General features: G+C 69.4%; 25 protein-coding genes and 1 pseudogene. 14 read left to right on the top strand and 12 right to left on the bottom strand.

Translation table 11 applies throughout. The annotated features are described in order from the left end of the window. Window positions 1-16: 16 nt before the first annotated feature. From AC069H_RS18570 to AC069H_RS18545, 6 genes are all read right to left on the bottom strand, one after another. A complete protein-coding gene (locus tag AC069H_RS18570) occupies window positions 17-1,888 on the bottom strand; it encodes a S1 family peptidase (protein ID WP_478233136.1) in 1,872 nt (623 codons plus the stop codon). A 38-nt stretch (window positions 1,889-1,926) separates the two neighbouring features. Continuing rightward, window positions 1,927-2,442, bottom strand: coding sequence for a hypothetical protein (locus tag AC069H_RS18565; protein WP_478233135.1), 516 nt, complete (start codon window positions 2,440-2,442; stop codon window positions 1,927-1,929). After that, window positions 2,439-2,780, bottom strand: coding sequence for a helix-turn-helix domain-containing protein (locus tag AC069H_RS18560; RefSeq protein ID WP_478228051.1), 342 nt, complete (start codon window positions 2,778-2,780; stop codon window positions 2,439-2,441). The genes AC069H_RS18565 and AC069H_RS18560 overlap by 4 nt, the downstream gene beginning before the upstream one ends. A gap of 165 nt (window positions 2,781-2,945) precedes the next feature. After that, complete coding sequence (locus tag AC069H_RS18555; RefSeq protein ID WP_478233134.1) at window positions 2,946-3,806, bottom strand: peptidase inhibitor family I36 protein; 861 nt, start codon at window positions 3,804-3,806, stop codon at window positions 2,946-2,948. A 507-nt stretch (window positions 3,807-4,313) separates the two neighbouring features. Further along, window positions 4,314-4,652 (bottom strand): hypothetical protein, encoded by a 339-nt coding sequence (locus tag AC069H_RS18550; protein ID WP_478233133.1) that lies wholly within the window; start codon window positions 4,650-4,652, stop codon window positions 4,314-4,316. Window positions 4,653-4,847: 195 nt separating this feature from the next. Beyond that, window positions 4,848-5,255, bottom strand: coding sequence for a hypothetical protein (locus tag AC069H_RS18545; RefSeq protein ID WP_478233132.1), 408 nt, complete (start codon window positions 5,253-5,255; stop codon window positions 4,848-4,850). A gap of 589 nt (window positions 5,256-5,844) precedes the next feature. On the opposite strand from AC069H_RS18545, the gene AC069H_RS18540 reads away from it, so the two are divergent. The 3 genes from AC069H_RS18540 (at window position 5,845) to AC069H_RS18530 (ending at window position 8,054) form a co-directional block, all read left to right on the top strand. Then, window positions 5,845-6,153, top strand: a complete 309-nt coding sequence (locus tag AC069H_RS18540; RefSeq protein WP_478228047.1) for a hypothetical protein — start codon at window positions 5,845-5,847, stop codon at window positions 6,151-6,153. A gap of 35 nt (window positions 6,154-6,188) precedes the next feature. Beyond that, window positions 6,189-7,436 (top strand): nucleotide sugar dehydrogenase, encoded by a 1,248-nt coding sequence (locus AC069H_RS18535; protein ID WP_478228046.1) that lies wholly within the window; start codon window positions 6,189-6,191, stop codon window positions 7,434-7,436. An 81-nt stretch (window positions 7,437-7,517) separates the two neighbouring features. After that, window positions 7,518-8,054 (top strand): EF-hand domain-containing protein, encoded by a 537-nt coding sequence (locus tag AC069H_RS18530; protein WP_478228045.1) that lies wholly within the window; start codon window positions 7,518-7,520, stop codon window positions 8,052-8,054. A gap of 45 nt (window positions 8,055-8,099) precedes the next feature. Here AC069H_RS18530 and AC069H_RS18525 read toward each other — a convergent pair whose 3' ends face one another. The 6 genes from AC069H_RS18525 to AC069H_RS18500 are packed head-to-tail and all read right to left on the bottom strand — an operon-like array spanning window position 8,100 to window position 13,465. Then, a complete protein-coding gene (locus AC069H_RS18525) occupies window positions 8,100-8,501 on the bottom strand; it encodes a DUF6917 domain-containing protein (protein WP_478228044.1) in 402 nt (133 codons plus the stop codon). Then, window positions 8,434-9,378, bottom strand: a complete 945-nt coding sequence (locus tag AC069H_RS18520; RefSeq protein ID WP_478233131.1) for a Gfo/Idh/MocA family protein — start codon at window positions 9,376-9,378, stop codon at window positions 8,434-8,436. Before AC069H_RS18520 ends, AC069H_RS18525 begins: the two co-directional genes overlap by 68 nt. Then, on the bottom strand, window positions 9,375-10,424 hold the full coding sequence (locus AC069H_RS18515; RefSeq protein WP_478228042.1) for an Ldh family oxidoreductase: 1,050 nt from the start codon (window positions 10,422-10,424) through the stop codon (window positions 9,375-9,377). The genes AC069H_RS18520 and AC069H_RS18515 overlap by 4 nt, the downstream gene beginning before the upstream one ends. Beyond that, complete coding sequence (locus tag AC069H_RS18510; RefSeq protein WP_478233130.1) at window positions 10,421-11,641, bottom strand: M20/M25/M40 family metallo-hydrolase; 1,221 nt, start codon at window positions 11,639-11,641, stop codon at window positions 10,421-10,423. The genes AC069H_RS18515 and AC069H_RS18510 overlap by 4 nt, the downstream gene beginning before the upstream one ends. Beyond that, window positions 11,638-12,456, bottom strand: coding sequence for a sugar phosphate isomerase/epimerase family protein (locus tag AC069H_RS18505; RefSeq protein ID WP_478233129.1), 819 nt, complete (start codon window positions 12,454-12,456; stop codon window positions 11,638-11,640). Before AC069H_RS18505 ends, AC069H_RS18510 begins: the two co-directional genes overlap by 4 nt. Beyond that, entirely contained in the window at window positions 12,446-13,465 is a 1,020-nt protein-coding gene (locus AC069H_RS18500) for a Gfo/Idh/MocA family oxidoreductase (RefSeq protein WP_478233128.1), read from the bottom strand. The genes AC069H_RS18505 and AC069H_RS18500 overlap by 11 nt, the downstream gene beginning before the upstream one ends. Before the next feature lie 167 nt (window positions 13,466-13,632). On the opposite strand from AC069H_RS18500, the gene AC069H_RS18495 reads away from it, so the two are divergent. The 11 genes and pseudogenes from AC069H_RS18495 to AC069H_RS18445 all read left to right on the top strand — a co-directional run bounded on the left by AC069H_RS18495 (window position 13,633) and on the right by AC069H_RS18445 (window position 25,282). Further along, complete coding sequence (locus AC069H_RS18495) at window positions 13,633-14,781, top strand: DegT/DnrJ/EryC1/StrS family aminotransferase (protein ID WP_478228038.1); 1,149 nt, start codon at window positions 13,633-13,635, stop codon at window positions 14,779-14,781. Beyond that, entirely contained in the window at window positions 14,778-15,899 is a 1,122-nt protein-coding gene (locus AC069H_RS18490) for a DegT/DnrJ/EryC1/StrS family aminotransferase (RefSeq protein ID WP_478233127.1), read from the top strand. Before AC069H_RS18495 ends, AC069H_RS18490 begins: the two co-directional genes overlap by 4 nt. Next, window positions 15,899-16,540, top strand: coding sequence for a class I SAM-dependent methyltransferase (locus tag AC069H_RS18485; protein WP_478233126.1), 642 nt, complete (start codon window positions 15,899-15,901; stop codon window positions 16,538-16,540). Before AC069H_RS18490 ends, AC069H_RS18485 begins: the two co-directional genes overlap by 1 nt. Then, a complete protein-coding gene (locus tag AC069H_RS18480; protein ID WP_478233125.1) occupies window positions 16,537-17,460 on the top strand; it encodes a UbiA family prenyltransferase in 924 nt (307 codons plus the stop codon). Before AC069H_RS18485 ends, AC069H_RS18480 begins: the two co-directional genes overlap by 4 nt. Next, window positions 17,457-18,761, top strand: a complete 1,305-nt coding sequence (locus tag AC069H_RS18475) for an FAD-dependent oxidoreductase (protein ID WP_478233124.1) — start codon at window positions 17,457-17,459, stop codon at window positions 18,759-18,761. The genes AC069H_RS18480 and AC069H_RS18475 overlap by 4 nt, the downstream gene beginning before the upstream one ends. Continuing rightward, window positions 18,758-20,251, top strand: a complete 1,494-nt coding sequence (locus tag AC069H_RS18470; RefSeq protein WP_478228033.1) for a class I adenylate-forming enzyme family protein — start codon at window positions 18,758-18,760, stop codon at window positions 20,249-20,251. The genes AC069H_RS18475 and AC069H_RS18470 overlap by 4 nt, the downstream gene beginning before the upstream one ends. Next, window positions 20,242-21,033: a class I SAM-dependent methyltransferase gene (locus AC069H_RS18465; RefSeq protein WP_478233123.1), complete on the top strand. Its 792-nt coding sequence runs from the start codon at window positions 20,242-20,244 to the stop codon at window positions 21,031-21,033. The genes AC069H_RS18470 and AC069H_RS18465 overlap by 10 nt, the downstream gene beginning before the upstream one ends. Next, a complete protein-coding gene (locus AC069H_RS18460) occupies window positions 21,030-22,403 on the top strand; it encodes a CoA transferase (protein WP_478233122.1) in 1,374 nt (457 codons plus the stop codon). Before AC069H_RS18465 ends, AC069H_RS18460 begins: the two co-directional genes overlap by 4 nt. Continuing rightward, on the top strand, window positions 22,400-23,863 hold the full coding sequence (locus AC069H_RS18455) for a class I adenylate-forming enzyme family protein (protein ID WP_478233121.1): 1,464 nt from the start codon (window positions 22,400-22,402) through the stop codon (window positions 23,861-23,863). The genes AC069H_RS18460 and AC069H_RS18455 overlap by 4 nt, the downstream gene beginning before the upstream one ends. 257 nt (window positions 23,864-24,120) lie before the next feature. Then, window positions 24,121-24,709: pseudogene (gene ligD / locus AC069H_RS18450) on the top strand (non-homologous end-joining DNA ligase LigD); the annotation flags it as partial. Between the two features lie 63 nt (window positions 24,710-24,772). Further along, window positions 24,773-25,282, top strand: coding sequence for a phosphatase PAP2 family protein (locus AC069H_RS18445; RefSeq protein WP_478228029.1), 510 nt, complete (start codon window positions 24,773-24,775; stop codon window positions 25,280-25,282). Window positions 25,283-25,321: the final 39 nt, after the last annotated feature.

The raw sequence follows: 25,321 nt of genomic DNA, 5'->3' as shown, positions 1-25,321 counted from the left end.
GAGCGGAGGCAGGGGCTTACCAGCTGAAATTGCTCAAGCCGGTGCCGTACTGGATTTGGTTGAACCCGGCCGTGTTGACCGTCTTGGTGTGGGTCAGCGTGATCGCGCCGACCGGATCGACGGCCACCGCGGGCTCGACGTCGGGACTGGAGTTGGCCACGGGGGTGGTCCGCAGCGTCGGCAACCTGCCGGTGGTGGTGCCGTCCGCGTTGACGCCTCGCACGTACACGTCGCCGCCGTACCGCCAGGCGACGACGGCGCGCCGCTGGCCGTCGATGCCGACCTTCGGTTCCGCCCCGTTCGGGCCGTAGTTGACGGCGCCCCCGGCGCCCGCCGCGGTGTACGACCGGACCGCGACCTGCCTGGTGCCCGCGTTGTCGTTCTGCCAGCCGACGACGAAGTTGCCCGCGAAGTCGGCGGCGACGCTCGCGTCCCGCTGATCCCCGGTGCCGCCGGGGGCGCGGTATCCCAGTGCCTCCGAGCCGTCCGGGGCGAACCCGCGGATGCGGATGGCGAACGCGCCGCTGCCGGTGTCCATTTCCCAGACCACGACCGCGTTCCCGTTCGCGCCCATCGCCACGTCGGGGTTCTGGCTGGGACCGGCGCCGGGGCTGATGATCTGTTCCCACTTCTTGAGGGTGATGGCGGAATAGAACGCCAGGCGCACCTGTTTCGGGGCACCGTTCCAGGTTTCGAAGGCGATGGCGAAGCCCGTGCCGTCCGGGTCGGCGGCGATCCGGGGGTTCTGCTGCTGTCCGGCCGCGTTCGCGTTGACCGTGGCCGCGCCGGTCTCGCGTGCGGTGGAGTCGAACGTCTTCACCTTGATGTCGTAGTACCCGTTGCCGTCGTGGTCGTCCGCGTAGGTGACGATGGTCGTGCCGTCGTCACGGACCGCGACGTCCGGCTGGATGTGCTTCCAGTTCGCCGCTCCGGCCGAGGTGACCGCGCGGGTGAACTTGGGCTGTCCGTTCTGGTACAGCCGCAGGTAGACGTTGGTGCCGACGGTGTCGGCGGGATTGGTGCCCAGCCGGTCGTCCTCCCAGACCACCGCGGTCATCGCGCCGTTGCGCGAGGTCGCGACCGCCGAGTCGGTCTGGTTGTCGCCGGAGACCGTGGCCGCGTCGGTCCAGTGGACGCCCAGTGCGACGTTCGCGATCCACGGCCGCACGTCGTCGACGCGGGTGTCGACGGCCCCGGTCCGGGTCTCGGTCGACGGCGTGCCGAAACAGCCGCCTTGCCAGGAGCGGCTGTTCACCGCGGCCACCTCGACGCCGGAGGCAGTGGTGCGCAACGCGGGACCGCCGGTGTCACCGGCGCAGACGGCGGCGCCGTTCTGCCCGGTGAGCGCGAGGTTCCCACCGGTGACCGCGTCGACCGTGAAGGTGCCCGCGTGCTGGCGCAGCGGCGCCCACTCGGTGGCGGTCCGGCCGTAGGCCGGGAGTGTCAGCTGCTCGCCTGCCGTCGGTACGGCCGAGCTGACCGCGACCGGCGTGACGCCCGGGACGGAAAGGTTGAGCTGGGCCATCATCAGGTCCCGTGACTCGTGCGGCACCAGCCGGAGCACCGTCCGCACCACGCCGGCGGTGGTCGTGAGATCGGGGCGGCCGATGGTCGCGGTGACGGGCTGGGGAGGTGTGCCCGACGGCGGGAGGCTCGTGCCGGGGGTGGCCGCGAAGCAGCTCGCGGCCGTGAGCACCCAGCCAGGCGCGACCAGCGCGCCCGTGCAGGCGCGGGTGCCGCCGCCGATGTCCAGCCGCACGACGAAAGCGTGGTCGGAGTTGCCTCCGACGACGGCCGCCGCGGGGGCGGACGTCACCGCGGTGGCGGCAAGGGCCAAGCCGGACAACAGGGCCAGCCTTCTCGAACGGGCCCGGACGGGTCTTGTCATGACTGAGTTCCTCACACGGTGCTGGAAGCGGGGGCCGGTCAACGGGAAACCTTGATTTCCAGGAGCATGTACTCGCCGCCGGTGCCCTCCGGGTCGGTCTCGCCGACGCCCGCGTAGCTGTTCGGCGGCACCTTGTACGTCTTCTTCGTCGCCCCGTCGTCGGGAGTCAGCACGACGTCGCTGGTGAAGTTCCCGGTGCTCACGCCGTAAACGGACGGCATCTCGACGGTCAGGTGCCCGGTCTTCCCGGAGACGCGGAAGCACACGTAACCGGAGCCGGGCTGGCCCCGCTCGGCGATCCGCAGCAGATCCGGATCCGTCGTGTCGGCAGGGCAGGTGGCGAGCAGCACGATGTGGCCGTCGCCGCGTTTGAGCAGAAACCCGCGCTCCGCCTGGATTTGTGCGGCCTGCGGGTAGTTGAAGTCCTCGATCGCGAGTGGTGGCAGGTCGTCGGCCTGCGGAGTCACGTCGGCACCGGCGGGCACGGCGCCGAGGGCGAAGGCGACGAGAGCGGCGAGCGTGGCGGCCATCGCCGCTCTCAACGGATGCTTCATACGGGTCTCCTCTTGCGGTGGGTGGTCGGTCGATACGAAACCGCTGCTCGTTCGAATTCGGCGCGAGCCTGGCCGGACAGGCCGAGCCCGGCCGCGATGAGCCGGACCGTGTCGCGGCGGGGCCTGCCGACCCGGCCGTGCTCGAGGTCTCTGATCGCTCGGACGCTGACGGTGGAGCGGGCGGCGAGAAGCCGCTGGGTCGTGCCGAGACTGTGCCGGTGGCTTCGCAGCAACTTGCCGAAGCGGGCCGGGCTCTCATCCGCCGGGATCGTCGCCTCCAGCGCGTACGGCACGGTCGCTTGCCTGCCGGGCAGGATGGTGTGAACACCTTGAGTCACTGGCGTCCTCCGCGTTCGCTCAGCGACTCGCGTCACCGATGCCGCATCATGGTCGGAAAGCGGCAGGGCGCGGACAACCGGAAACTTCCGCGAAGAAGTGCCGGTTCGACGTCAGGACGTCGGGCGCCCGCTCGGCTCGGGCGAGCAGAGCGGGCTTGACGACGTTTATCCGCAGCAGATGTTGTAGCCGTGGTTCCGCCAGAACAGTGACGGGCTCGGGTTGTCGAGAACCGGGTCGCCGGTGCTGTCCGACGCGCTCTCGTGCCTGCCCGGCCGGTACTCGACATGCGTGTGCGTGGCGCTGGCGCCGCGATACTCCTCGGTGCCGATCTGCCGGCCGCGGCTGACGAACTCACCGACCGCGAGCCCGTTCGACGGGTTGAGATGCAGGTAGATGATCGTGAAATCCTGATCCCGGTTGTAGATCGCCAACGTGGACAGGCCGCCGCTGCCGTTGCTGCCCTCGGTCTTCCTGATCACGGAGCCCTGGGTCATAGAGTACAAGGGAACGCCGAAGCCGCGCGCGAAGTCGATCCCCTCGTGCCTGCCCGACGTGTTCACGTAGCCGTCGAAATAGGAGGTGATGCGGCCGGAGTCGCTGTGGTACAGCCCGGTTTCCAGCCAGTCGTTCCCCACCAGGCCGAGCAGGTGCCCGACGTTGTCGTTGTACGTCGAGGTCAAGTTGCCTTTGGCGCCGTGCGTGAACGAGTCGATCGGGCCGGTCCAGCCACCCTTGAAGAACACGGTGACCACCGCGTCCCTCCGGTTCCACACCGAGGCCGCGTTGTTCTTCACGCACAGGCCCTTCCCCGCACCCGCGCCGAGGAAGTGATAGCAGTCGGAACCCGTGCCGTAGTTACCGACCGACGCGTCGAAATCGCTGACCGACCCCTGCTGATTGCTGTTGTAGTACAAGCAGAACTCGCCGTCCTCGCAGACGCCGTTCCGTGCCGTCGCGGCCTGCGCCGAGGGGGCGGCCAGGAGAGTGCTGCCCAATGCCAGTGCCGCGCCGAGTAGTGCGACCATCAATCTTCTCAACGACGTTCCCTTTCTCCTTGAATGCGGCGAATCAGCCAGTGCACGACGCTACGGACGTGATGGGCGCCAGGGGAAGTCGTAAAGGGGAAACTGCCGCTCATTCGACGGGAGGAGCGAGTTCGCCGTGCCCGAACTTCGAACTACAAGCACATCTACACCGGCGGTGCCACCGTTTGCGCAGGCGTGGGAGCATTGCCCGCCTGCCTCCATGGGATCGGATACGGCCGAGACGTCGGCGACGGTCAGGCCCAGATGGAACTCGAGCTGAGAGTGGTGTCCCGGGAGTCACTCGACCGGGGCGCCACACGTTCGCAGTCAGGAGGGTTAACGGTGCGGAACATGAAGTTTTCCCGGTATCATCGGCCCGCACGTGTCGTTGTGGCGATGGTCGACCGCTTATCCGTCCCGCCAGTGCCTCAGCGTCCCTATTCTGTATTCGCGGATACCGTCCCAGGCGAAGAAGATCACGGTCTTGAATCCGGCGAATCCTTCGGGTCAATCGTTGTTGCACACTTTTGTGGTTCCGGCGCCGGTGTTGTTGTAGCACATCCAATACCGGGTGGCGCCGTTGACCGTCATCTGCACCCGTGCCATGACCGGATTCCCGTCGGCGCAGTGGTCTCGCACGGTGATTCGGTCCCCGTCGAGAGTGACCCAGGCGTCACCCACGGACTTCCGTTCACCCAGGCAGTCCATCGATGTGGCCATGCTGACAGACCCTGCATCGATACTCGTGTAGTCGGCAGCGGAGATATTTTTCGTGGCGAACATCTGCGACAGAAAAACCAGCACTGTCGCCGCGACTGGCGCAAGAAGGCGCGAAAAACGGCGCATTGCGTTCCCTTCGGATCGGTCTGCGGCAACCCGCTGCCGCAGACCGATGCCAACGAGGGCCTGGTACCGAGCGCAGGGGTCATTCGAACCACAAAACATGACCGCCGCCGCTGCTGGACGGTCCGAAAAGAAAGGCCTTCTTTGCCCATTTCCCTGGGCGTCCGGACGCGCTGGTAAAACGCGTACAAAACCCCATCATGATTGCGGACAGGGAACATTTCCAGCAGTACCGGACCATTGTCGGCTTACCCAACGGAGTGGGCGGTCGGCCGCACCACGACGACCGGGGGCGTCAGCCGGCGCCGCCGACCGCACTCGCGGTGCTGTGTCCGGGTTCTCCCGCCGGCGCACGCCGTAGCGGTTGTGCGCCTCGCTCCGTACGTCGGCGAAGACACCGTCCGTGGGACTCGTCGGCAGATGGCCGGGAGTGATGATCAGGACCTGGCCGTGCCCCGCCATGACCCGTTCGGCCTCGGCTTTCCAGGCGGCGAGGATGCCGGGGTCGCTCTCGTCGGCCGCGAACAGGACGATCGCGGACCGGCTGGCCGAACTGGACCAGGGCGTGTTCGCGTGCGAGTCGCGCATGGCCGGGTCCGCGGACATCGGGCCCCGTTCGACGACGGCTTCTGGAACGGTCCGCCCCGGTACGCGGTCACCTTCCGGGGGCGCTCGCCGAGTGGTCCCCGGATGCGGTCGGTCCGTGAATCCTGGCGAAATATCCGATTGATGCATGTATGTACGGTTCCGTGTTGAGGTCGTGAGTGATAAGGACGGTTCTAACCGTCCTTATCACTCACGCCCCCTCGTCACGAAAAGCAACCGAGCCGGCCTTTCGATCGCCGGTACTGTCCTTTGTGGACGGTCGGGGATGGCTCGCGCTGCCGACTCGGTCGGCGACCCGACCGGACTCGAGAACGCCCGGCCGCACAAGCCCTTTCCGGCCGAACGGGCCCGGGACACTCAGCGTCTCGAATCTCCGCCGATCATCCCTGACTTCATTGCTCGCACCACTCGTTCATGTGAACCGCCCGCGCTCGAAGAACACGCGCAGAGTGCTTGAAGCCGCCATCCGAATGATCCGGCCGAACGGACCGCAACCTGCGCGCGTGAAGTTCCGGCGGGGCACCGGTTTTGCCAAGAGTGACTGTTAGCGTGCGGAGTGAAGTCGTGATCTTGGATGTGGAGGCATTCGATGAACCGTCTTGTCATCGCCGCGTTGAGCGCGGCATCCGCCGGTGCCCTGCTGATCGTCGCGAGTCCGCCTGCCCAGGCCGCGGCGGGGGAAGTGGTGGTCTTCTCGACGGAGTTCCAGCGTCTGGACACCTACCGGAACCCCGAGGGTTGCCACAAACTCCCCATCGCTGCCCATGTCCTGGCCAATCTGACCTCGGCCGAAGTGGTCATCTACGGCGATCCGCTCTGCTTGATGCCCGGGATACGGGTCCAAGCAGGGTTCGGTTCTCACGTCCCGGCGGGAACCGGTTCGTTCTCGGTCAGCTGATCGGTTCGCACGACATCGAGACTTGAGGGGGTCCCGTGTCCGTCGATCTTGTCGTAATCGGAGTCGGATACGTCGGGTTACCATTGGCCGAGGCCGCCTGCGGGGCGGGGTTGTCGGTCGCCGGCTACGACACCTCGCCGAGGGTCGCGGCCGCCGTGGCCGAGGGGCGTTCGCATGTGCCCGACGTGACCGCGAGCCGTTTGCGGGCCATGCGGGCGAGCGGTTTCACGGTGACGACCGATCCCGAGGTAGTCGGCACCGCGGAAACGATCGTGCTCTGCGTCCCGACCGGTCTGGACCCGGCGGGCGGGCCGGATCTCGCCGCGGTCCGCTCCGCGGCGGAGACGGTGGCCGAACACCTGCGGCCAGGGACGCTGGTGGTGCTCGAGTCGACGAGTTTTCCCGGCACCACCGACGAAATCGTCCGGCCGATCCTGGAGAAGTACGGCCTGACCGCGGGCGAGGACTTCGCGCTCGCCTACTCGCCCGAGCGCGTCGACCCGGGCAACCGCCGCTTCGGCGTCCGGAACACGCCGAAAGTGATCAGCGGGCACACCCCGTTGTGCGCCAAATACTGCGCGGCGTTCTACGGGCGCTTCGTCGACACGGTCGTGGTGGCGCGCGGCACCAGGGAAGCGGAGATGGCCAAGCTTCTGGAGAACACCTATCGCTACGTGAACATCGCTCTCGTCAACGAGATCTCCATCTTCTGCGACCGGATCGGGGTCGACGTGTGGGACGTGGTGCACTGCGCCGCGACCAAACCTTTCGGGTTCATGCCCTTCGTGCCGGGGCCGGGTGTCGGCGGGCACTGCATCCCGGTCGACCCCAAATACCTGCTGGACAAGGCGGATCGGGAGGGAACCTCACTCGGCGTCGTGCACGCCGCCCGCCTCGTGGACGACCGGATGCCGGAGCACGTGGTCGACCGGGTGACGCGCCTGCTCGCCGGACAGCGGAAAGCGTTGCGGGGAGCGAAAGTCCTGCTGCTCGGCGTCGCGTACAAGGCCGATGTGGCGGACACCCGCGAGTCCGCCGCCATCCGGATCGCCGTCCGGTTGCGCGCGCTCGGCGCGGACGTGTCTTACCACGATCCGGTGGCCGGCGCCGTACCCGAACTGGGGCCACCGGCCGCCGACCTCGACGAGGTGCTTCTCGCCGCGGACGTCACCGTCCTGCTGGTGGCGCACCGCGCCTACGACCTCAGCCGGCTGACCTCGACGGCCAGGCTGCTGTTCGACGTGACGGGACAGGTTCCCGGAGAGGAGGTCGTCCGTCTTTGACCGTGTCCGCCGGGTCGAGAGCCGGCCGACACACGCGTACCGCAGATTCTTCCGAGTCCACGCGAAAAGGAGTGTGCACGAATGACCACGGCGGTCAAGAACGACAGGCTCAAGAAGCGTTTCGAGAAGTGGGATGTCAACGGTAACGGCAAGATCGAGAAGTCCGATCTCGAGGCCGAAGCCGGCCGGATCATCACCGCGTTCGGCGAAGACCCGGCGTCGCCCCAAGCTCGTGCGGTGAAAGACTCTTTCGTGGCGATGTACGAGTACCTGGCCGGTAAGGCGGGTGCCGGCCCGAACGGCGCTCTGAGCGAGAGGCAGTTCACCGAGGTGATCGAGGCGCAGATCTTCCAGGAGGGCGACTCGGGATTCGATCGTGTGGTCCGTCCCACCATCGCGGCGATCGTCGGCTTGTGCGACACCGACGGCGACGGCGAGGTCAGCCAGCAGGAGTTCGCCAAGTGGCTGGCGGCCATCGGTGTCGAGTCCTCGGCCGTGGCCCCCGCGTTCCGGGCCATCGACGTGAACGGCAACGGAAAACTGACCGTCGACGAACTCGTGCACGCGGTACGCGACTACCATCTCGGCAAATCGGACGTGCCCTTGCTGGGCAAGTGACGGTGACGTAGCGGCGATATGGTGAGCGGCCCGGCTCCGGGCCGCTCACCACCTGCCGCGGAAACGCACTTCCAGTTCCGGCTTCAAGCCGAGCTCTTCGCCGGTGACGGGCCGCGTGACGCTGATGAGAATGTTGTAGTGATTGGGAAAATGGCATCCGTCGAAGCCGAGCACGGTGCCGACGAGTTCGCCGCCGATCCACAGCTCGTCGCCTCGGTCGAGCACGCCTGCCCGGTCTATTTCGGCGAAGCCGAGGAAACCGACACGATCGATCGGCGCTCCGGGCTCCGTGTCGTCGTGGCTGGTCGTGACGAGTTCGTGGATCTCACCGGCGCGAACGCATCGGCTGGCGAACGGCTCGAGGCTCATTCCCCGATCGTCACGGTGATGCACCAGCACCTTCACCACCGTGCCGGTGATCTCCCGCTTCGGCCCGTCCTCGCGCATCGCACTCCTTCCGGTAGCACTCGTCCACTATGGACAGAGTGGTGAGACCGCTGTCGCGCCAGGCCCCGCCCTTGCGCACGGCTTCCTCGAAGTCCCGCAGCAACCCGTCGTACTCGTGCCAGAGCGATTCCTTGAACTCCGGGAAGCCGTCGAGCATGTCGGCCCGCAGGACGGTGCCGTCGGTCAGGGTCACTTCGATGTCCTTGACTTCTCCGGGAAACGACCAGTCGAGTTCCACGACCGCGTTCTCGAGCACGAGTGTCGCCTGCCTGTCGACGCCGTTGGCGTCCCGCGTGATCCGCGCGCTCCGCAGCGCCACCGATCCGAGGAACAGCTGGACGAGATCGAGCGCGTTCGGGCCGTTGTCCGCCACGCAGCCGCCACCGCAGCGCGCGGTGTCGAGGTACCAGCGATCACCGCCGACGTGTTCTTCGATCCGCTCCAGATAGCGCACCGTCAGCGAAGCGATCGGTGCCCGGCCCGCCAGGGCCTCGTGCAGCGTCCGCACGTTGGCGTTGTACCTGCGGTGGAACGCGGTGAACAGGGCGACATCCCGCCGCGCCGCTCTCGCCACGAGATCCTCGCCGTCGGGGAGCCCGGTGGCGAGCGGTTTCTCCACGCACACCGGCAGGCCGGCGTCCAGCACCTCCCGGCACACGGACGCGTGGACGTCGTTGGGCGCGGTCACGATCACCGCGTCGAGCCCTCCGGCGGCGAGCATCTCCCGGTGATCCCGGTAGCCGGGCACGGTGATTCCGGCGAGCGCCGCCGGGTCGAGATCGCAGACCGCGGCGAGCTCGAACGCCCGGGACCTTTCCACCGCGGCGAGGTAGAAGCGCGAGATGACACCGAGCCCCACGACACCGACCCGGATCATCCGGCCGCCTTTTCCCGCACCGCGTGCAGTTCCGCGTAGACCTCGTCGGGCACCGGCACTCCGTGCGCACGGAAGCGGGCCGCGCGTTCACCCTCGTGCCAGCCGGGATAGACGACCGGGACGGCGGCGTCACGGGCGGGCCAGCCACGCACGGCGGCGAAGAGCGCGGTCGCGTCGGCGGCGAATCCGCCGCGCAGGAGTTCCGGTGCGATCGCCAGCGTCAGGACGCCGATGTCGTCGTCACGGTTCCCGTCGGCGGACAGCGCGCCGAGCGCGGCGCCGGAGACCAGCGCGCCGAGCACTTCGACGAGCAGGCCCAGCCCGAATCCCTTGTAGGCGCCCGTTTCGGGGTCGCCGCCCAGCCACAGCAGGTGGGCGTCCCCTCGGTCGAACGCGGCGGCGTCGGTCACCGGTGCGCCGTCGTCGGTGGCGAGCCACCCCGGCGGGATCGCCCGGCCTTCCCTCGCCGCGGCCCGCACGCGCCCGGTCGGCACGACGGTGGTGCTCATGTCGAGGACGAACGGGTGCGCGTCACCGGCGGGGCAGGCCAGCGCGAGCGGGTTCGTGCCGAGCATCGTAGCCGCGCCGCCCGGGGGCGGGGCGATGCGCTGCCCGCCGCAGTTCGACGCGACGAGGCCGATCATGCCGTGGGTGACGGCGCGCGCGGCGTGGTGACCGGCGCAGCCGATATGCGTGGCGCCCCGCAGGGACACCATCCCGATGCCGTACCGTGACGCCCTGGCACACGCCAGTTCCATGGCCTGCGACGCCGACCACAACCCCAGTGTGCGCCGGGCGTCGGCGAGGACGCAGGCGCCGAGATCGGTCTGGATCACCATATCCGCCGCCGGATCGGCGCGTCCGTCGTCGAGCAGTGGCAGGTACAGCCGCCTCAGGTTGACCAGTCCGTGTGAGGTCACCCCGGTCAGGTCACCATGACACAACGCGGTGGCCGCGATCGCCGCCCGGTCCCCGGGAACGCCACGGTCCACGAAGATCCTGGTGACCAGGGAGAGAAGCTCCGGATAGGGCATCAGCACGGTCAAGCTCCTTCGTTCCGGCTGAATCGCACGACGATCTCGCGGACGAGATCACTGAACCTGTCGAGTTCTTCGACGCCGGCGTACTCCCCGGCGGAGTGCGCGTTGTTGCCGCCCAGGGAACCGGGGCCGAGGACGGCCGTCCGGGTGCCGGGGACGTCGGCGAGCCAGAGGGCGTCGCAGGTGAAGCCGGGCTCGTCGTCGGGCCAGCGGGGAGCCAGCCCGTCCAGCAGCGGGATGTCCCGCGCGGTCAGGACGGGCAGGTCGCGTTTGAGCCAGCGGACCTCGGTGATCGCCACGGCGTCGGCCGCGGTACGGGCGAAGGCGGGTGTTTCGCGGAACCGGGTGCCGAACTCGGCGAGCCCCGACCGCAGGCCGTCCTCCAGCGCGGAGGTCATCTTCGACGCCGCTTCCCGGCTGTCGTAAGGAATGTTGAGCAGAAGCTCGCCGCTGCCGTACACCCTGTTGTGCAGGCGGCCGGTGTGCAGCCCCGCTAGGCAGACTCGACCGTGTTCCGCCAGGTCGAGCGCCAGATGCTGAGCGAGGAAGCCGAGCAGGACGGTGGCGTTGTGTCCCCGGTGCGGTTCGTCGTCGATCGCGTCGTCCCCGCGCACTCGCACGCACGCGGTCATCGACGCCGAGCAGCGGGGCAGGTAGCGCAGGCCGGTCGGCTCGCAGAAGATGTTGAGTTCGCCGTGGAATCCGGCCTCGACGAGCGGCCGCGTGCCGAACGTGCCCATCGCGCCGCCCTCTTCACCGGACACGGCCTGGATGAGCACACCGGCGTCCCTGCCCACCGCCGGATCCGCCGCGACGGCGGCCCGGACCCCGGCCAGCAGCGCCACCGCGGGCCCTTTGGCGTCGATCGCGCCACGGCCGGTGAACCGGACTCCGTCGAAACCCGCCGGTTCGAACGGCGCCACGGTGTCGAGGTGGACGTTGAACATCACGGCGGGAGTGGGCGGGCCGAGCCGGAGGACCAGGCTCGGCTGACAGGGGAGGAATTCCGGTCCGGCTTCGCGGACCGCGACCGGGACACCGGGCCGGCCCAGCACCGAGGGTTCCGGGCTGCCGAGGTACAGCGTCTCGAAACCGATCCCGGCCGCCGCGTCGGCGTAGTCCCGCATCGCCTCCCAGAGGCGGATTTCGCCGGACGTTTCGAGCGGACCGGCCGTCGGCAGGGCGAGCAGCCGTAGCAGCAGATCCCGGTCCTCGCGGATCACCGGAACAGCCCTGCCATCGCCCGGCCCGCGGCGACGAACGTGGCCGCGGCGTCCCTGGCGAGCACACCCGGCTCGTGGGGTTTGATCGCGAGATGCGGCTCCAGCGACCACGCGCCGCTGTATCCGTTGGCCTGTAAAAACTTCACACAGTCCGCCACGCGTGCTTCACCCTCGCCGGGGACGGTGAAGCCGTGCTCGTCCGCGTCCTTGACGTGCACGTGCTCGACATGGTCGGCGATATCGGCGAGCAGGTCGAATCCATCGTAGCCGTGGGCCACGCCGTTTCCGGTGTCGAACAACAACTTCAGTGCCGGGCTCGCGACCTCGTCCAGCAGTTCGAGTGTCCGCTCGGCACTCGTGCCCGCCCAGCCCGAGCAGTTCTCGTGCAGCAGCGTCACGCCGTGGTGTTCGGCGCGTTCGGCGAGAACGGTGATCCTCGCGATGGCCCGGCGACGCCAGTCGTGCTCACTCAGGCCGTCATCGGGATACGACATGATCCGGAGGTAGCGGGTGCCGATCGATCGGGCTCGCCTGGCGAGGACGTCCAGTTCCGTGAGGTCGTGCCGGAAGTCGCCGGTGATCGGCCTGCCCCAGCCACCGATCCGGGACGCCAGGCAGACCACGCTCATCGCCTTGTCCGCCAGCGTCGTCGCGACCTCGTCGAACCGCTCGTCGGTGAGGTCGGCGACGGGGATCCGATCGAGGGTGCGCAGCTCCATCATCCGCCAGCCCAGTGCGTCGAGCGCCGCGATCTGGCCGCCGAGGTCGTCGGCCGCCTCATCGGTGATGCCGGCGAACACCGGGTCAGTCGGCATGGGCCGCCACCGCGTCGGGTTCGGGGCGCGAGACCGGTTCCGCGCAGATGTTCTTGGCCACCGACAGCAGTTGCACCACCTCGGTGGCGAAGGTGAACCCCTGCGTCTGCTCCCCGTCCACCTGGAACTTCCGGTAGGCCACGGACATCCACTCCGTCATGGCGTCGTCGCGCAGCACGACGTGCTCGGACCGGCCGCTCGACCGCAGGGTCAGCTGCGAATGGTGGTCGTCGCCGCTCACCGCGAAATGCCCGACCGCGGTACCCGTTTCGAAGTCGACGGTGACCCGCCGCTCACGTACCGGTGAGGTGAGATCCGAACAAATCTCCGTGTGGATCCCCGAATTGTGCCGGAGACCGACGGTGGCCCCGCCCATCCGGGGGCCGACGTTCCCGGCGACCTCGAGATCGGTCCCGGACGCGTGGGTGACCCGCGCGGCGCCCGCGAGCCGCAGCGCGAGCGCGACTCCGTGCGGCAGCTCGACGTCGAAGGCGGTCGGATGTCCCGGCGTCACGAGCGACCGGCGGAAGCGCGGTTTGTTCTGCACGATGCCGATGGACTTCGGAGCGCCGAAGCGGCCGCTGCGGATCAGCTCGGCCAACCGCGCGGTGAGCGTGCTGGCGAGCCAGGGCTCGACGACCTCGATATGCAGTTTGTACTTGCGGCGCAGGCGGATGATCCGCGCGAGGTCGTCGATGTCGGCGGCGAGCGGCTTCTCGACGATCACCTTGCGGAAGCCCAGCGTGGCCAGTTCGGAGAGCACGGTGAGACGTTCGGTCGGCGGTGTGCAGACGTGCGCGACGGTGCGGGAGGGATCGAGCCCGGCGGCCGCGGCCTCGATGGTCGACATGACCTCGAGACCTGCCCGTGCGGCGACGTTCGGTCGCAATTCGCACGCGGTGACGGGAGCGTCGTCGAAGAGCTGCGGGGTTCGGGTACGGAGTTTGGCCAAGACCGGCAGATGCAGACCCGCGCCTGCCCGGCCGAGTCCCACAATGAGTGAACGCACTGGTGAGCCTGCTCCTCGGAGTTTCCCATTCGGAATACATCGCAAAACTGACATCCGCGATGATCGAGTGTCAATACTTTCCGCGTGAGTTGACCAGGAAGTGCGAACCTGCCGAGTGGCCGGTTTTCCTGACCTACGCTCGGGAACGGGTCTCAACGCCATCGGAGGTGGGTACGCTGTCGGTGTCATTTTTCAACCAATCGAGCACATTCGAGCGAACGTGGCCCAGTGCCAGACGACATATTCTCGATGTCATCGAAAATGGCAAGTATTCGCACGGCCGCAAGGTGGCCGAGCTGGAATCCGCGCTGGCCGGCTACACCGGCGCGAAGTTCGTCATCGGGGTCAACAGTGGCACGGACGCGTTGGTCCTGCTGTTGCGGGCGGCGGGTCTGCGGCCGGGTGACGAAGTGGTCGTCCCCGCCTTCTCCTTCGGTGCGTCGGCCACCTCGGTCGTGCTCGCGGGCGGCCGGCCGGTCTTCGCCGACATCGAGCCGGACGGGTACGGCATCGACCCCGCCGCGGTGGCGGACGCCGCGGGGGAGCGCTCCCGGTTCGTCATGCCGACGCATCTGTTCTCCCGGCTCGCGGACATCGACGGCGTCCTCGCCGTGGCTCAGCGGCTCGGGCTCACCGTGGTGGAGGACAGCGCGGAGGCCATCGGCATGCGCCATCGTGGCAAGCACGCCGGGCTTTTCGGGGCGGGCGGGGTGCTGTCGTTCTTCCCGACCAAGACGCTGGGCGCGCTCGGTGACGCGGGCGCGGTCCTCACCGACGACCGGCGGATCGCCGAGACCGCCGACGCGCTCCGCCACCACGGCCGGTTCGGCGGCACGATCGCCGATTTCCCCGCCATCGCCACGGCGACCGGCCTGCCCGGCGTGAACAGCAAGATGGACGACATCCAGGCCGCCGTCCTCCTCGCGAAGCTCACCAGGCTGGACCTCGACATCGTTCGCCGCGCGGAACTGGCCGCCCGGTACACGGCGGCGCTCGCGGACGTCGAGGGGGTACGCAAGCTGCCATCGGCGCGTCCGGACAGCGTGTTCTACGTCTACGTGGTGGAGGTCGAGTCGCGCGACGACTTGGCGGCGCATCTGTCGGCCGACGGTGTGCGGACCGAGGTCTATTACCCGTCGCCGCTGCCTCTGCAACCCTGCTTCGCCGGGCTCGGCCACCGGAAGGGCGATTTCCCGAACGCCGAGAACGCCTGTCGTCGTACCCTCGCGCTGCCGCTGTATCCGGACATGTCCACCGGGGACTGTGACCGTGTCTGCGACTCGATCCGCGCGTTCTACCGCGGGCGGCGTGGATGACACTGCCGTTCTTCCCGCCCGATCTCTTCGACGAGGACCGTGCCGAACTGCTGGACATCGTCCGCCGCGTCGGCCTCGCGGCGGAGCAGAAGTTCATCCTCGGCGACCAGACGGCCCGTTTCGAAGCGGCGATCCGTGACTCGGTCGGCGCGGCGGACGCGATCGCTTGCGGCAGCGGAACTTCGGCGCTGACGCTGGTGCTGCGCGCGATGGGCGTCGGCGACGGCGACGAGGTGATCGTGCCCGCGTTCGGCTGCGCACCGCTCGCGGCCGCGCCCGCCTCGCTCGGCGCGACGCCGGTGTTCGCCGACATCGACCCGTGGTCCATGGTCGTCGATCCCGAAGCGGTCGCCCGGCTGGTCACCGCGCGGACCAAAGTGATCATGCCGGCGCATATGTTCTCGGTCATGGCGGACATGCCCGCGCTGCGCCGGATCGCGTCCGGCGCGGGCGTGCGGCTGCTGGAGGATTCCGCGGTCGCGCAAGGAGGAACCCTCGCGGGCACGCCCGCCGGGAGATGGGGCGACGCGGGTGTGTACTCGTTCGTCCAGGTGAAGACGTTCGGTATGCCGGGTGAGGGCGGCATGGTCGTGACCGACGATCCGGAACTCGCCTCGGCGGTGCGGATGCTGCGCAATCACGGCCAGGACGGCAAGAACCGGTTCCTGTACCACCGGGTCGGCTACAACAGCCGGTTCGACGAGATCATGGCCGCGTTCCAGCTGTACCGGTTCCCGGGTCTTCCCGGGCGGCTCGCACGCCGGGCACGGATCGGGGAGTACTACACCGAGCGCTTCGCCGACCTGGCGGGCTGCGGGGTGCTGGCGCCGCCCCCGGCGAAGGACGGGCGGTGCTACTACGTCTATTCGCTGCTCGCCGAGCGCAGGGACGAACTCCGTGCCCATCTGGCGGCGCGGGGGATCGGCTCGCACGTCTACTACCCGGCACCGCTGCCGCGGCAACCCGCGTTCGCGCGGTACACCCGCCTGTCGGACACCTGGCCCGCGGCGGACCTGGCCGCGCGGCGCACTCTCGCCATACCCATCTACCCCCATCTGACGGACGAGCAGGTGGAACGCATCGCGGACGCGGTGTGCGAGTTCGCGAAGGAGTCGTGATGCAGCAGATCACCCGGACGCCCGCACCGAGCGAGGTCGCCGAGGAGTGGCACAGGCGTGCGGAACGCGCCGGGCTGTCCCGCGTCATGCGCGCTTCGCAGCCCGCCGAACTCGCGGCCGAGACGACCACCCGCACCATCCGGCTCGTCACCGGCCTTTTGCGTTCACTGGGCGATGTCGGGGCCGCGCTGGAGATCGGCTGCGGGATGGGCCGGATCACCCCGGCGATCGCGGCGCGGGCCCGTACGGTGACGGCGATCGACATGACCCCGCGCATGCTCGCGCTGGCAAGGGAGAACTGCGCACATCTGTCCACTGTGGAATTCGTGCGGACGACGGTCCAGCGGCTGCCGTGGCAGGACAAGTGGTTCGACGTCGCCGTCTGCGTCTGGGTGCTGATGCATGTACTGGACGACGACGAGATCGTCGAAGCGTGCCGGGCGATCGCCGCGGCGGCCCGTCACCTCGTTCTCGTGGAATACGAGGAAGCGGACATCCCTGTCGGCAGGTTCTCGCGGTTGCGGACCGTCGAGGAGTACCTGGCCCTGCTCCCGGGCTCCCGCCTGCTCGAACGGCACGACCTGCATTACGGCGGTGACCGGTCCTTCGCCGCGTTGATCGCGTTGGACGACCGGCGATGACGACACTGGCCGCCACTCGCGGCAAGGCGTATTTCCGGCTCGCGAAACTCGACATCGTCGACTACTACCTCGGCGTGGTCGTGGTGTGGACGCTGCTCGCGCCGGCGGTGAGGTTCGACAGCGGAGTCCTGGCCTCTGTCGGCGTGTTCCTGCTCGGCGAGGTCTTCGTGATCGCGGCGATGGTCGCCCTCGACGATCTCACGGGATACCGGGACGGCAGCGACATCACGAACTACTCACCGGACGACCCCCAGCGCAAGCGGTACCGCAAACCGCTGGTGGCGGGAACCCTGGACGAGGGCCAGGTGCTGCGGTTCGCGTGGGCGACGGCCGTCGTCGGCGCCCTGCTCTGGCTGACGGCCGTCGCGATCGCGCCGCACCGTCCTGTGTGGACTGTCGTGCTGATCGTGGTCACCTATTTCTTCTCGCTGCAGTACTCCTGGGGCGTGAAGCTCAGCTACCACGGCTTCCAGGAGTTCTTCATCGCCGCGCTCGGCTGGGCGCTCGTACTGGCGCCGTACGGCCTCGCGTCCGGCGAGTTCACCGGTTTCGCGCTCGCCCAGGCGTTGCTCTTCGGGCTGGGGCCGCTGCTGTTCGGCGTGTACTCCAACACCAACGACGTCGACGGTGACCGGCGGGTCGGCAGGCCGACGGTCGCGGCGCTGACCTCGCCGCGAGGCAACATGTTCTTCGTGATCGCCGTGTCGGCCGCGGAGTTCGCCCTGATCTTCGCCGTGCCCGCGCTCGGTGGCCCGTGGTGGTTCCCCCTCGCGTTGCTCCCGACCCTCGTGTCGCGGGTCTGGCAACTCTGGCTCGGGTTCGCGCTGGGCGACATCATGCGGGCCCGGCTGCTCGGCATCCGCATCCACCGGATCACCGTGCTGAGCCTGGTCGTGGTGAACCTGGTGGTGATCGCGTGACCGATGTCGAGGTGGCGGTGGTCGGCGCCGGCGTCGCCGGGCTCACCACCGCGTACCAGCTCGGCAAGTCCGGGCGCGAAGTACGGGTGTTCGAAGCGGCCGACGTGGTCGGTGGCCGGATGACGACGCTGCGCGAGGACGGCTTCCTGATCGACACCTGCGCCGAACAGATGGCCGAGCAGGGCTATCGCGAGACCTGGCGGCTGCTGGCGGAGCTGGGCATCGACGACGCCGCCGCTCCCCGGATCGGCCGCGGCATCGCGATGTGGCGGGGCAGACCCAGGTCCGGCGTCGCGGAGACGAGGGGGCTGCTCACCGGAGCGGGGTTGTCCCTCCGGGCACGGCTGGCCGGGGTACGGGCGATGCGGGGTGAGTTCGACACCGAGCGGCCGGAGGTCTCCCGGCTGGGCGGGCGCACCGTCGCCGAGTTCGCCGCGCCCCACCACCGGGATCTGCTGGACTACCTGCTGCAACCGGTCGTCTCCGGGTTCTTCGGCTGGGATCCGGCGCGTTCGGCGGCCGCGCCCTTGCTCGCCCTGCTCACCTCGGTCGGCCCGCCGCCGACGTGGCGGGCGTACCGCGACGGAATGGACACCTTCGCCCGCGCTCTCGCCGAAAGGGTCGACGTCAGCACCGGCTTTCGTGTCGATCAGGTCGTCGACGACGGTTCCGTGGCGCGGATCATCGGCGGTACGCGCGAAATCAGCGCGAAAGCCGTGGTGCTGGCCGTGCCCGCCCCTGCCGCGGCCGAGCTGTATCCGCGGCACGGGTCGGCTTTCCTCGCCGCCTGCTCGTTCACGCCGGTGGTCAAGGCCCATCTGCTGCTCGATCGTCCGCTCGGCGGTCCCGACTACGCCTTGATCGTGCCGACGGCGGAGAACGGCACGGTGGCCACGATCATCTTCGACCACCTGAAGCACCCTGGCCGCGCGCCCGCGGGCCGCGGCCTGGTCACGGTCATGGCCCATCCGGACGCGGTGCCGGAGCTGCTGACCGCCACCGACGAGGACGCGGTGACCCGCTTGACCGGCGCGGCCGAGCGTCTCGTCCCCGGCCTGCGGGCGGCGACCCGCCGCGCACTGGTCCGGCGGGTGCGGCACGCTGCGCCCGAGGTGACGCCCCGCGCGCTCGCCTTGCGTGCTTCCTTCGAGGCAGGCCTCGGCCGGAGCGCTGTCGACTACGCGGGCGACTGGGTTTTCCTGAGCCCGTGCAGCGAAGCGGCCGTCCGCTCCGGCGTGCGGGCCGCGCGGCGCTTGACCGATCGGATCGCGTGCCCCGTGAAGGAGGAACGAGCCGGATGAAACCGCACGACATGGGAAAGTTGTTCGACGAATGCGCGCATACGCGGACGACGGTGCGCCTCGACCGGCCCTTCGACATCGCGCCCGAGCGCGGAACCGTGTACCCGGTCGCCGGGCTCGCCGAGCTGGTGCGGGACGTGGCGGGATGGCTCTCCGAAGCCGGTGTGCGGCCGGGGGACCGGGTCGCCATCGTCAAGCGGAACCACTGGGACTACGACCTGCTGGCGTGTGCCGCGGTGCGGATCGGTGCCGTCGCGGCGAAGCTGTCCGGTCACCTGCCGGACGACACGCTGGAAGTGCTGCTGAAACGGCTGGACGCCGCGGTCGTGGTCACCGATCGGCCTTCCCTACGCGGAGACCGGGTCTTGCCCATCGACGGTTTCGCCGCCGCCCCATCGCCGGAGCCGTACCGAAGGAACGCCGACGAACCGCTGCTCATCTGCCATACGTCGGGGACGACCGGGACACCGAAACTGGTGGTCCACACGACGCGGACGATCATCGACCGGCTGGCCCGGCCGGAGGCGGTCCGCTGGCCTGTCCTCGGCGTCCGGCGCGACGACGTGCTGGGCAACGCCAGCGCCTACGCGCACGGCCGGACCTTCTGTTGGACGGCGTCGGCGCTGTGCCTCGCGCCACGGGAGATCGTGATCCTGAGCGAGCCCACCTCGGCGGAGCGGGTGTTCGGACGGCATCGGCCGACGGTCATCGAAGCCCTCCCGTCGACGTTCGTGCGCTGGCGGCCACTCGCGCACTCGCCGGAGAACCCGTTTCGCCGGGTCCGGCGGTTCGTCAGCACCTACGACGCCGTGCACCCACCGGTGATCAGGACGATGCTGAACGCCACCCGCCGCAAACGTCCACTGTGGATGGAAGGCTGGGGTCAATCGGAGACCGGCCCCCTCTCGTTCCGGTTCTTCACCAGGCGCTCCGTGCGGGCGACGCGGGACATCGGCAGGCCACTGCCCGGCCTCGCCAGACTGCGGGTCGTCGACCCGGAGACCGCCGAACCGGTCCCGCGCGGCACTCCGGGACTCCTCCTGGCACGCACCCGTGCTCGCTGTGTGGCCTACGTGGGCGAACAGGACCGCTGGGAGGACAAGGCACACGGATCGTGGTGGAACACCGGCGATCTCGGCGTGGTGAGCCGGACCGGCGCGGTGACGTTGCTGGACCGGGAGGTCGACAGCGTCCCCGGGCTGAGCTGTCTCTCGGTGGAGGACGCGATCGAGGACCGGCTTCCGGCCATCGCCGAATGCGTCGTGCTTTCCGCGGCGGGACGGGCGCCGATCCCGGTCGTCGTGACCGACACCGGACTGGAGCCGGCGCGGTGGCGGGCGGCCGTGGCCGATCTGCCGCCGATGGGGGAGCCGGTGACGCTCACGTGGGACGAGGTACCGCGCACCGGCACCGGGAAGGTGCGGCGGCTGGAACTGCTGGAGCGGCTGACCGGGACGGCCGCCACGAACGGATCGGGAAGGTGGACGTGACGACGGCCTACGTCTTCGACAACCACAGTGACCACGCGACCGAGCAGCATCGGTGCCTCTCCGAGGCGTACGACCCGGCCACCTTCGCGCGGCTGGACCGGACCGGCGTGCGGGAGGGCTGGTCCTGTCTCGAAGTCGGCGCGGGCGGCAGCGGCGTCGCGCGGTGGCTCGCCGCCAGGGTGGCACCGACCGGATCGGTGCTGGCGACCGACATCAAGCCCGACCACATCGGAACCGGGCCGGGGCTGACCGTCCTCCGGCACGACGTCGTCCACGATCCGTTGCCGGGTGGCGAGTTCGACCTCGTCCACGCCCGGCTGGTCCTGCAGCATCTGCCGGAGCGGGAGGCCGTCCTCCGGAAGCTGGCACAGGCACTGAAGCCGGGTGGCTGGATGCAGATCGACGAGTTCGACATCTCCTACGGTCCGGTGCTGCTCGCACCCGACGCCCGTGCGGCGGGTGTCTACGAGGCTTTCCTGGCGGCCAAGGAAAAGACGTTCAGGACCGCGGGCGGAGACGGCACGTGGGGCCGCAGGGTCGCCGCGTCGATGGCCGACGCGGGCCTGGTCGACGTCGACCCGGTACCGCTGGTCTTCCCGTGGCGGGCGGGATCGCCCGGCCTGCGGCTGCTGATCCACCACACCCATCATCTGCGGGACCGGCTGATCGCCGCGGGGATGACCGACGAGGAACTCGCCGAGGTGCGTTCGGTCATGGCGGATCCGGGGTTCCGGGCCTCGTCGTGCGTGCTGTACTCCGTGCACGGGAGGCGCCCCGCATGATCACCGAGGTGGACGCCGTGACCGTCGCGGGTCCGATCGACCTGCCGCTGGCCGGTGAGCTCGACGTGCAGGCCGCCTGCGGGATCATGCACGTACATGGCCGGCGCTTCGGCGAACCGACCCCGCTCGGACTGGACTACGCGTCCATCCTCGCGGCCGAACTCGCCGAGTTGGGCGGCGTCGCATTGGGGCTCGCTCGTGATCGCGGGATCCCGCTGCGCGGCGTGTCCACCTCGATGGCGCAGGCGGCTTTGCTGGCCGTCTCCCAGTATCTGGCCGCGGCGACGGCCGAAGACGACCATGCCGAGGACTTCTTCCCCGGCGGGCCGCCGTTCCGTTCGTCCGACGGTGTCGCGTACGAGATCGAGACACTCGATCCGGCGGTGTGGCAACGGTTCTGGAGGACACTCGGCATCGACGGGCGGGTGATCTCGAATGCCTGGCGGCCGTTCCTGCTCCGGTTCGCCACCGCGACCTGCCCGCTGCCACCGGGGCTGGTGAAAGCTCTCGCGGCACGGCCGGTCGCGGAGGCGGAGCGGATCGCGGTCCGTACCGGGATGACGCTGGTGAGGGTGGCGGATCGGAGGCTCGACCGGCTGCCCGCGTTCGCGGTGAGCGGGCTGGGCCGCGGGCACCGGCAGGCCCGGCCGTCGGTGCCGCTCCCGTTGTCCGGTTTGGTGGTCCTCGAATCATGCCGCCGGGTACAGGGCCCGCTGGCCGGTCACCTGCTGCGGCTGCTCGGTGCCACGGTGCTGCGGATCGAGCCGCCGGGTGGCGACCCGCTGCGGTGGGTCCCGCCGATCGCCGGCGACGCGTCGGCCAGGTTCCGTGCGCTCAACGACGGCAAGGAAGTCATCGAGATCGACTTGAGCACCCGGGACGGCAGAGGCCATTTGCTCGACCTCGCCGTCGGCGCCGACGTCTTCCTGCACAACTGGGCGCCCGGAAAGGCAGGGCAGTGGGCGTTGAGCGCACTCGACCTGGCGCGTGCCCGGCCCGGAATCCTGTACGCGCACGCGTCGGGGTGGGGTGCCGAGCTGGGGCCGGAACCGCCGGTGGGCACGGATTTCGTCGTGCAGGCCTACGCGGGCGTTCCGCCGACGCTGATGACGATCGTCGACGTGTTCGGCGGGGTCGTCTGCGCGCACGGCATCGTGACGGCCCTGGCCCGCGGCGCCACGCGGGCCGACTCGTCGCTCCTGTCCGCGGCGAGCAGGCTCAACGCGGGCGCCCGGCGGCGCTGCGCCCGTCCGGTGAGCGTGCCGGTGTGTGACGACCTCGCCGCGCTCGCCGCGGACCCCCGGTTTTCCCGCGCGCTGATCCACGATGACTGCGTACTCGTCGCGTCGCCGTGGGAATTCACGTCATGACTTGGGTGTCCGCGACCGGGGTGGTGCTGCGCGACCTCGTGCCGGCCGGGCTCCGCCGCGAATGGGTCCGATGTGGACACTGCCCGGACAGGGATCTGTACTCGCTCTTCGGCGACCGGGTGCGCGAACATCCGCTTCGCACGGCGGTGATCGACGACGAGGGATCGCTCGATTACGCGCGCTTGGACGCCGCCGTACGCGAGCTGGCAGCCCGATTGGCTGCCGCCGGATGCGGCTCGACCGACATCGTCGGGGTGCGGGAACCGGCCGGACGAGCGGCGGTGGTCGCGGAACTGGCCGTGTTCGCGCTCGGCGCCGTCGTGCTGCCGTTGCCGCCGGGCTCGGGCGATCTCCTCGAACGCGCGCGTGTGCGGTTCGTCGTCGGGAACGGGCGGGTGGTGGGTGAATCCAGCCGTGCGACGCGTATCGTCCGTCCGAATCCGGAGGCCCCGGCACGGATCCTGGTGTCCTCCGGTTCGGAGTCGGCGCCGAAGATGGTCGCCTACTCGCACAACGCCTTCGCCGGCGGGCGGGCGAACTACCTCCGTGCCGTCCACGGCGGGACGGAGGTTCCCCGCGATCTCGTCCTGGTCTCGCCGACGTCGGGATTCGGCTCGTTCGGGGCGCCGGTGACGCTGTGCCGCCTCGGTGGCACGCTGATCTCGACGCGCCGGTTCGAGGCGGGCGCGGCGCTGCGCCTGATCACCGAGCACCGCCCGACCCACGTGTTCGCCGTACCCGCGATGTGGCGGCGCATGGCCGACCATCCCGCGACCGTGGACACCGCCGGGCTCGCGGCCATCGTGTCGAGCGGCGACATGTTGCCCCCGTCGACGTTGGCCGCGTGCCGTGAACGGTTCGGCGTCGAGATGATCGACGTCTACGGCTCGTCGGACGGCGTCAACTGTCATACGACGCGACCGGAGAACGGCGTGGGCGTACCGGATCCCGCGGTGTGCGAGATCCGGATCACCGACGGCGAAATCCACGCCCGAGGCCCGATGACACCGCTGTGCCACGTCGCCGCGCCGGAGCTGGACGCCGCATACCGGCCGGACGGTGGCTGGGTGCGGACCGGCGACAACGGCCGTTTCGACGAGCGCGGCGGGCTCCACGTCACCGGCAGGAGTAAACGCGTGGTGATCCGCGGTGGGTACACGATCAGCCCGGCGGAGGTGGAGCGCACGCTCGGCGACCATCCCGCGATCAGGGAGGTCGCCTGTGTCGCGGTACCGGACACCGAACTGGGCGAACGGCTCTGCGCCTGTGTGGCGACCCGGAACGGCCACACGCCGACGCTGCCCGAACTCGCGGCGTTCCTCACCGCCCAAGGCCTCGCCGTGCGCAAGTTGCCGGAGTTCCTGGTCACCCTTCCCGAACTTCCGCTGGGCCGCACCGGTAAGACCTGCCACCGCACGCTGGCCGATCTCGCGGCTCGCTTGTACCGGAGTACGTCTTGAGGTGACACTGACGTGCCTCACCGGCGGAATCGTGGCGAGGAATCGCTGACGAACATTCTCGATACGAGCCGGTTGGCCCGGTCCTGTTACCGGCGTGATCGCGCCGGGCCGCGGCGGCGGCGTGAAGATCGAGTGCGGGCGGACACTCGGGGCGCCCGACCGCGTGATGGTCCTTGCCCTCGCACAAGGACCTCCATAGTTGATCGGTAGCCGGCACGGTCTCAGTTCGGCGGAAGGGCGCGGCGCTCGGCCGCGCCGTGGTGTGGGCGGCGAACATGGTGGCCCTCGAACTCCACGTTCCACAATGGACCGTCGGCGACGACGGTGCCCGCCGTCCGCCGGACCGGCTGGTGTTCGATCTCGACCCCGGTCCGGGAACCTCGATCGTGCACTGCTGTCGCGTCGCCGAACGACTGCACGACGCACTGGCCGAAGACGGACTTTCCCCGCTGGCGAAGACATCTGGTTCGAAAGGCGTGCAGCTCTACTGCGCCATCACCACAGACGACCCCGCGGCCCCCCCGTCGGCCTACGCCAAGAAACTCGCCCAGCGCCTGGCCCGCGAGACACCGGACCGGGTGACCGCCGTGATGGCCAAAGCCCAGCGGGCCGGGCGGGTGTTCATCGACCGGTCCCAGAACAACCCCGCCAAGACCACGGTGGCGCCGTACTCGCTGCGCGGCCGCGACCGTCCCACCGACTCGACCCCCGGTGAACTGGGACGAGGTCCGCGCCTGCCGCCGCGCGACACAGCTGGTGTTCACCGCGGACGACGTGCGCGACCGCGCCGCCGAATACGGTGACCTGCTCGCCGATCTCGACAGCAAACGGGCGTCTCTGCCTTAGGACTTACCCCGAATGATCTTCGCCCATTCGGGGTAAGTCATCGGCAGGAGGTGTCCACAACCGATGTGGCCGGTAGGTGAAGAAGCGCTACGGAAACTGGACGACCATGGCCTGCCGACCTCGCGGGCGCATCCGGTCGTGGTCGCGACGACGACCGCGGCGCGAGGGGGCCTGCTGTGGTTCGTCGTCGCGGGATTGCTCGCGGTGCGCCGGGGATCTTCCCGCCGGGCCGGGGTATGCGGGCTGGTGGCCGCCGGTGCGGGCATGTTGAGCGGGCATCTGCTCAGCGCGCTGATCCGCCGTCCTCGTCCCGCCACGCGTCGCCTGCCCGCCCGCGAATCCCTGCCGGAACGGCCGACTTCGTCCTCGTTCCCGTCGAAGCACGCGGTGACGGCTGCCGCGTTCACCACCGCGGTCGCCCTTCGCTCGCCGAAGGCAGGCGTGGCCGTCGCTCCGCTCGCGTTCGTGGTCTGCTACGGCCGGGTCAGGACGCATGTTCATTGGCCGACCGACGTTTTCGGTGGGGTCGCCTTGGGTTTCGCGGTGGCGTATCGACTCCGCGGCCGCCATTGAGACGTCAGACCGCCCTCAGCGGCCAGGGGCACCTGAAGA

The sequence above is a fragment of the Amycolatopsis sp. NPDC043887 genome, assembly GCF_056435665.1.
Note: the sequence above shows the minus strand (reverse complement) of the source record. Positions and strands in the feature narration are given on the sequence as shown.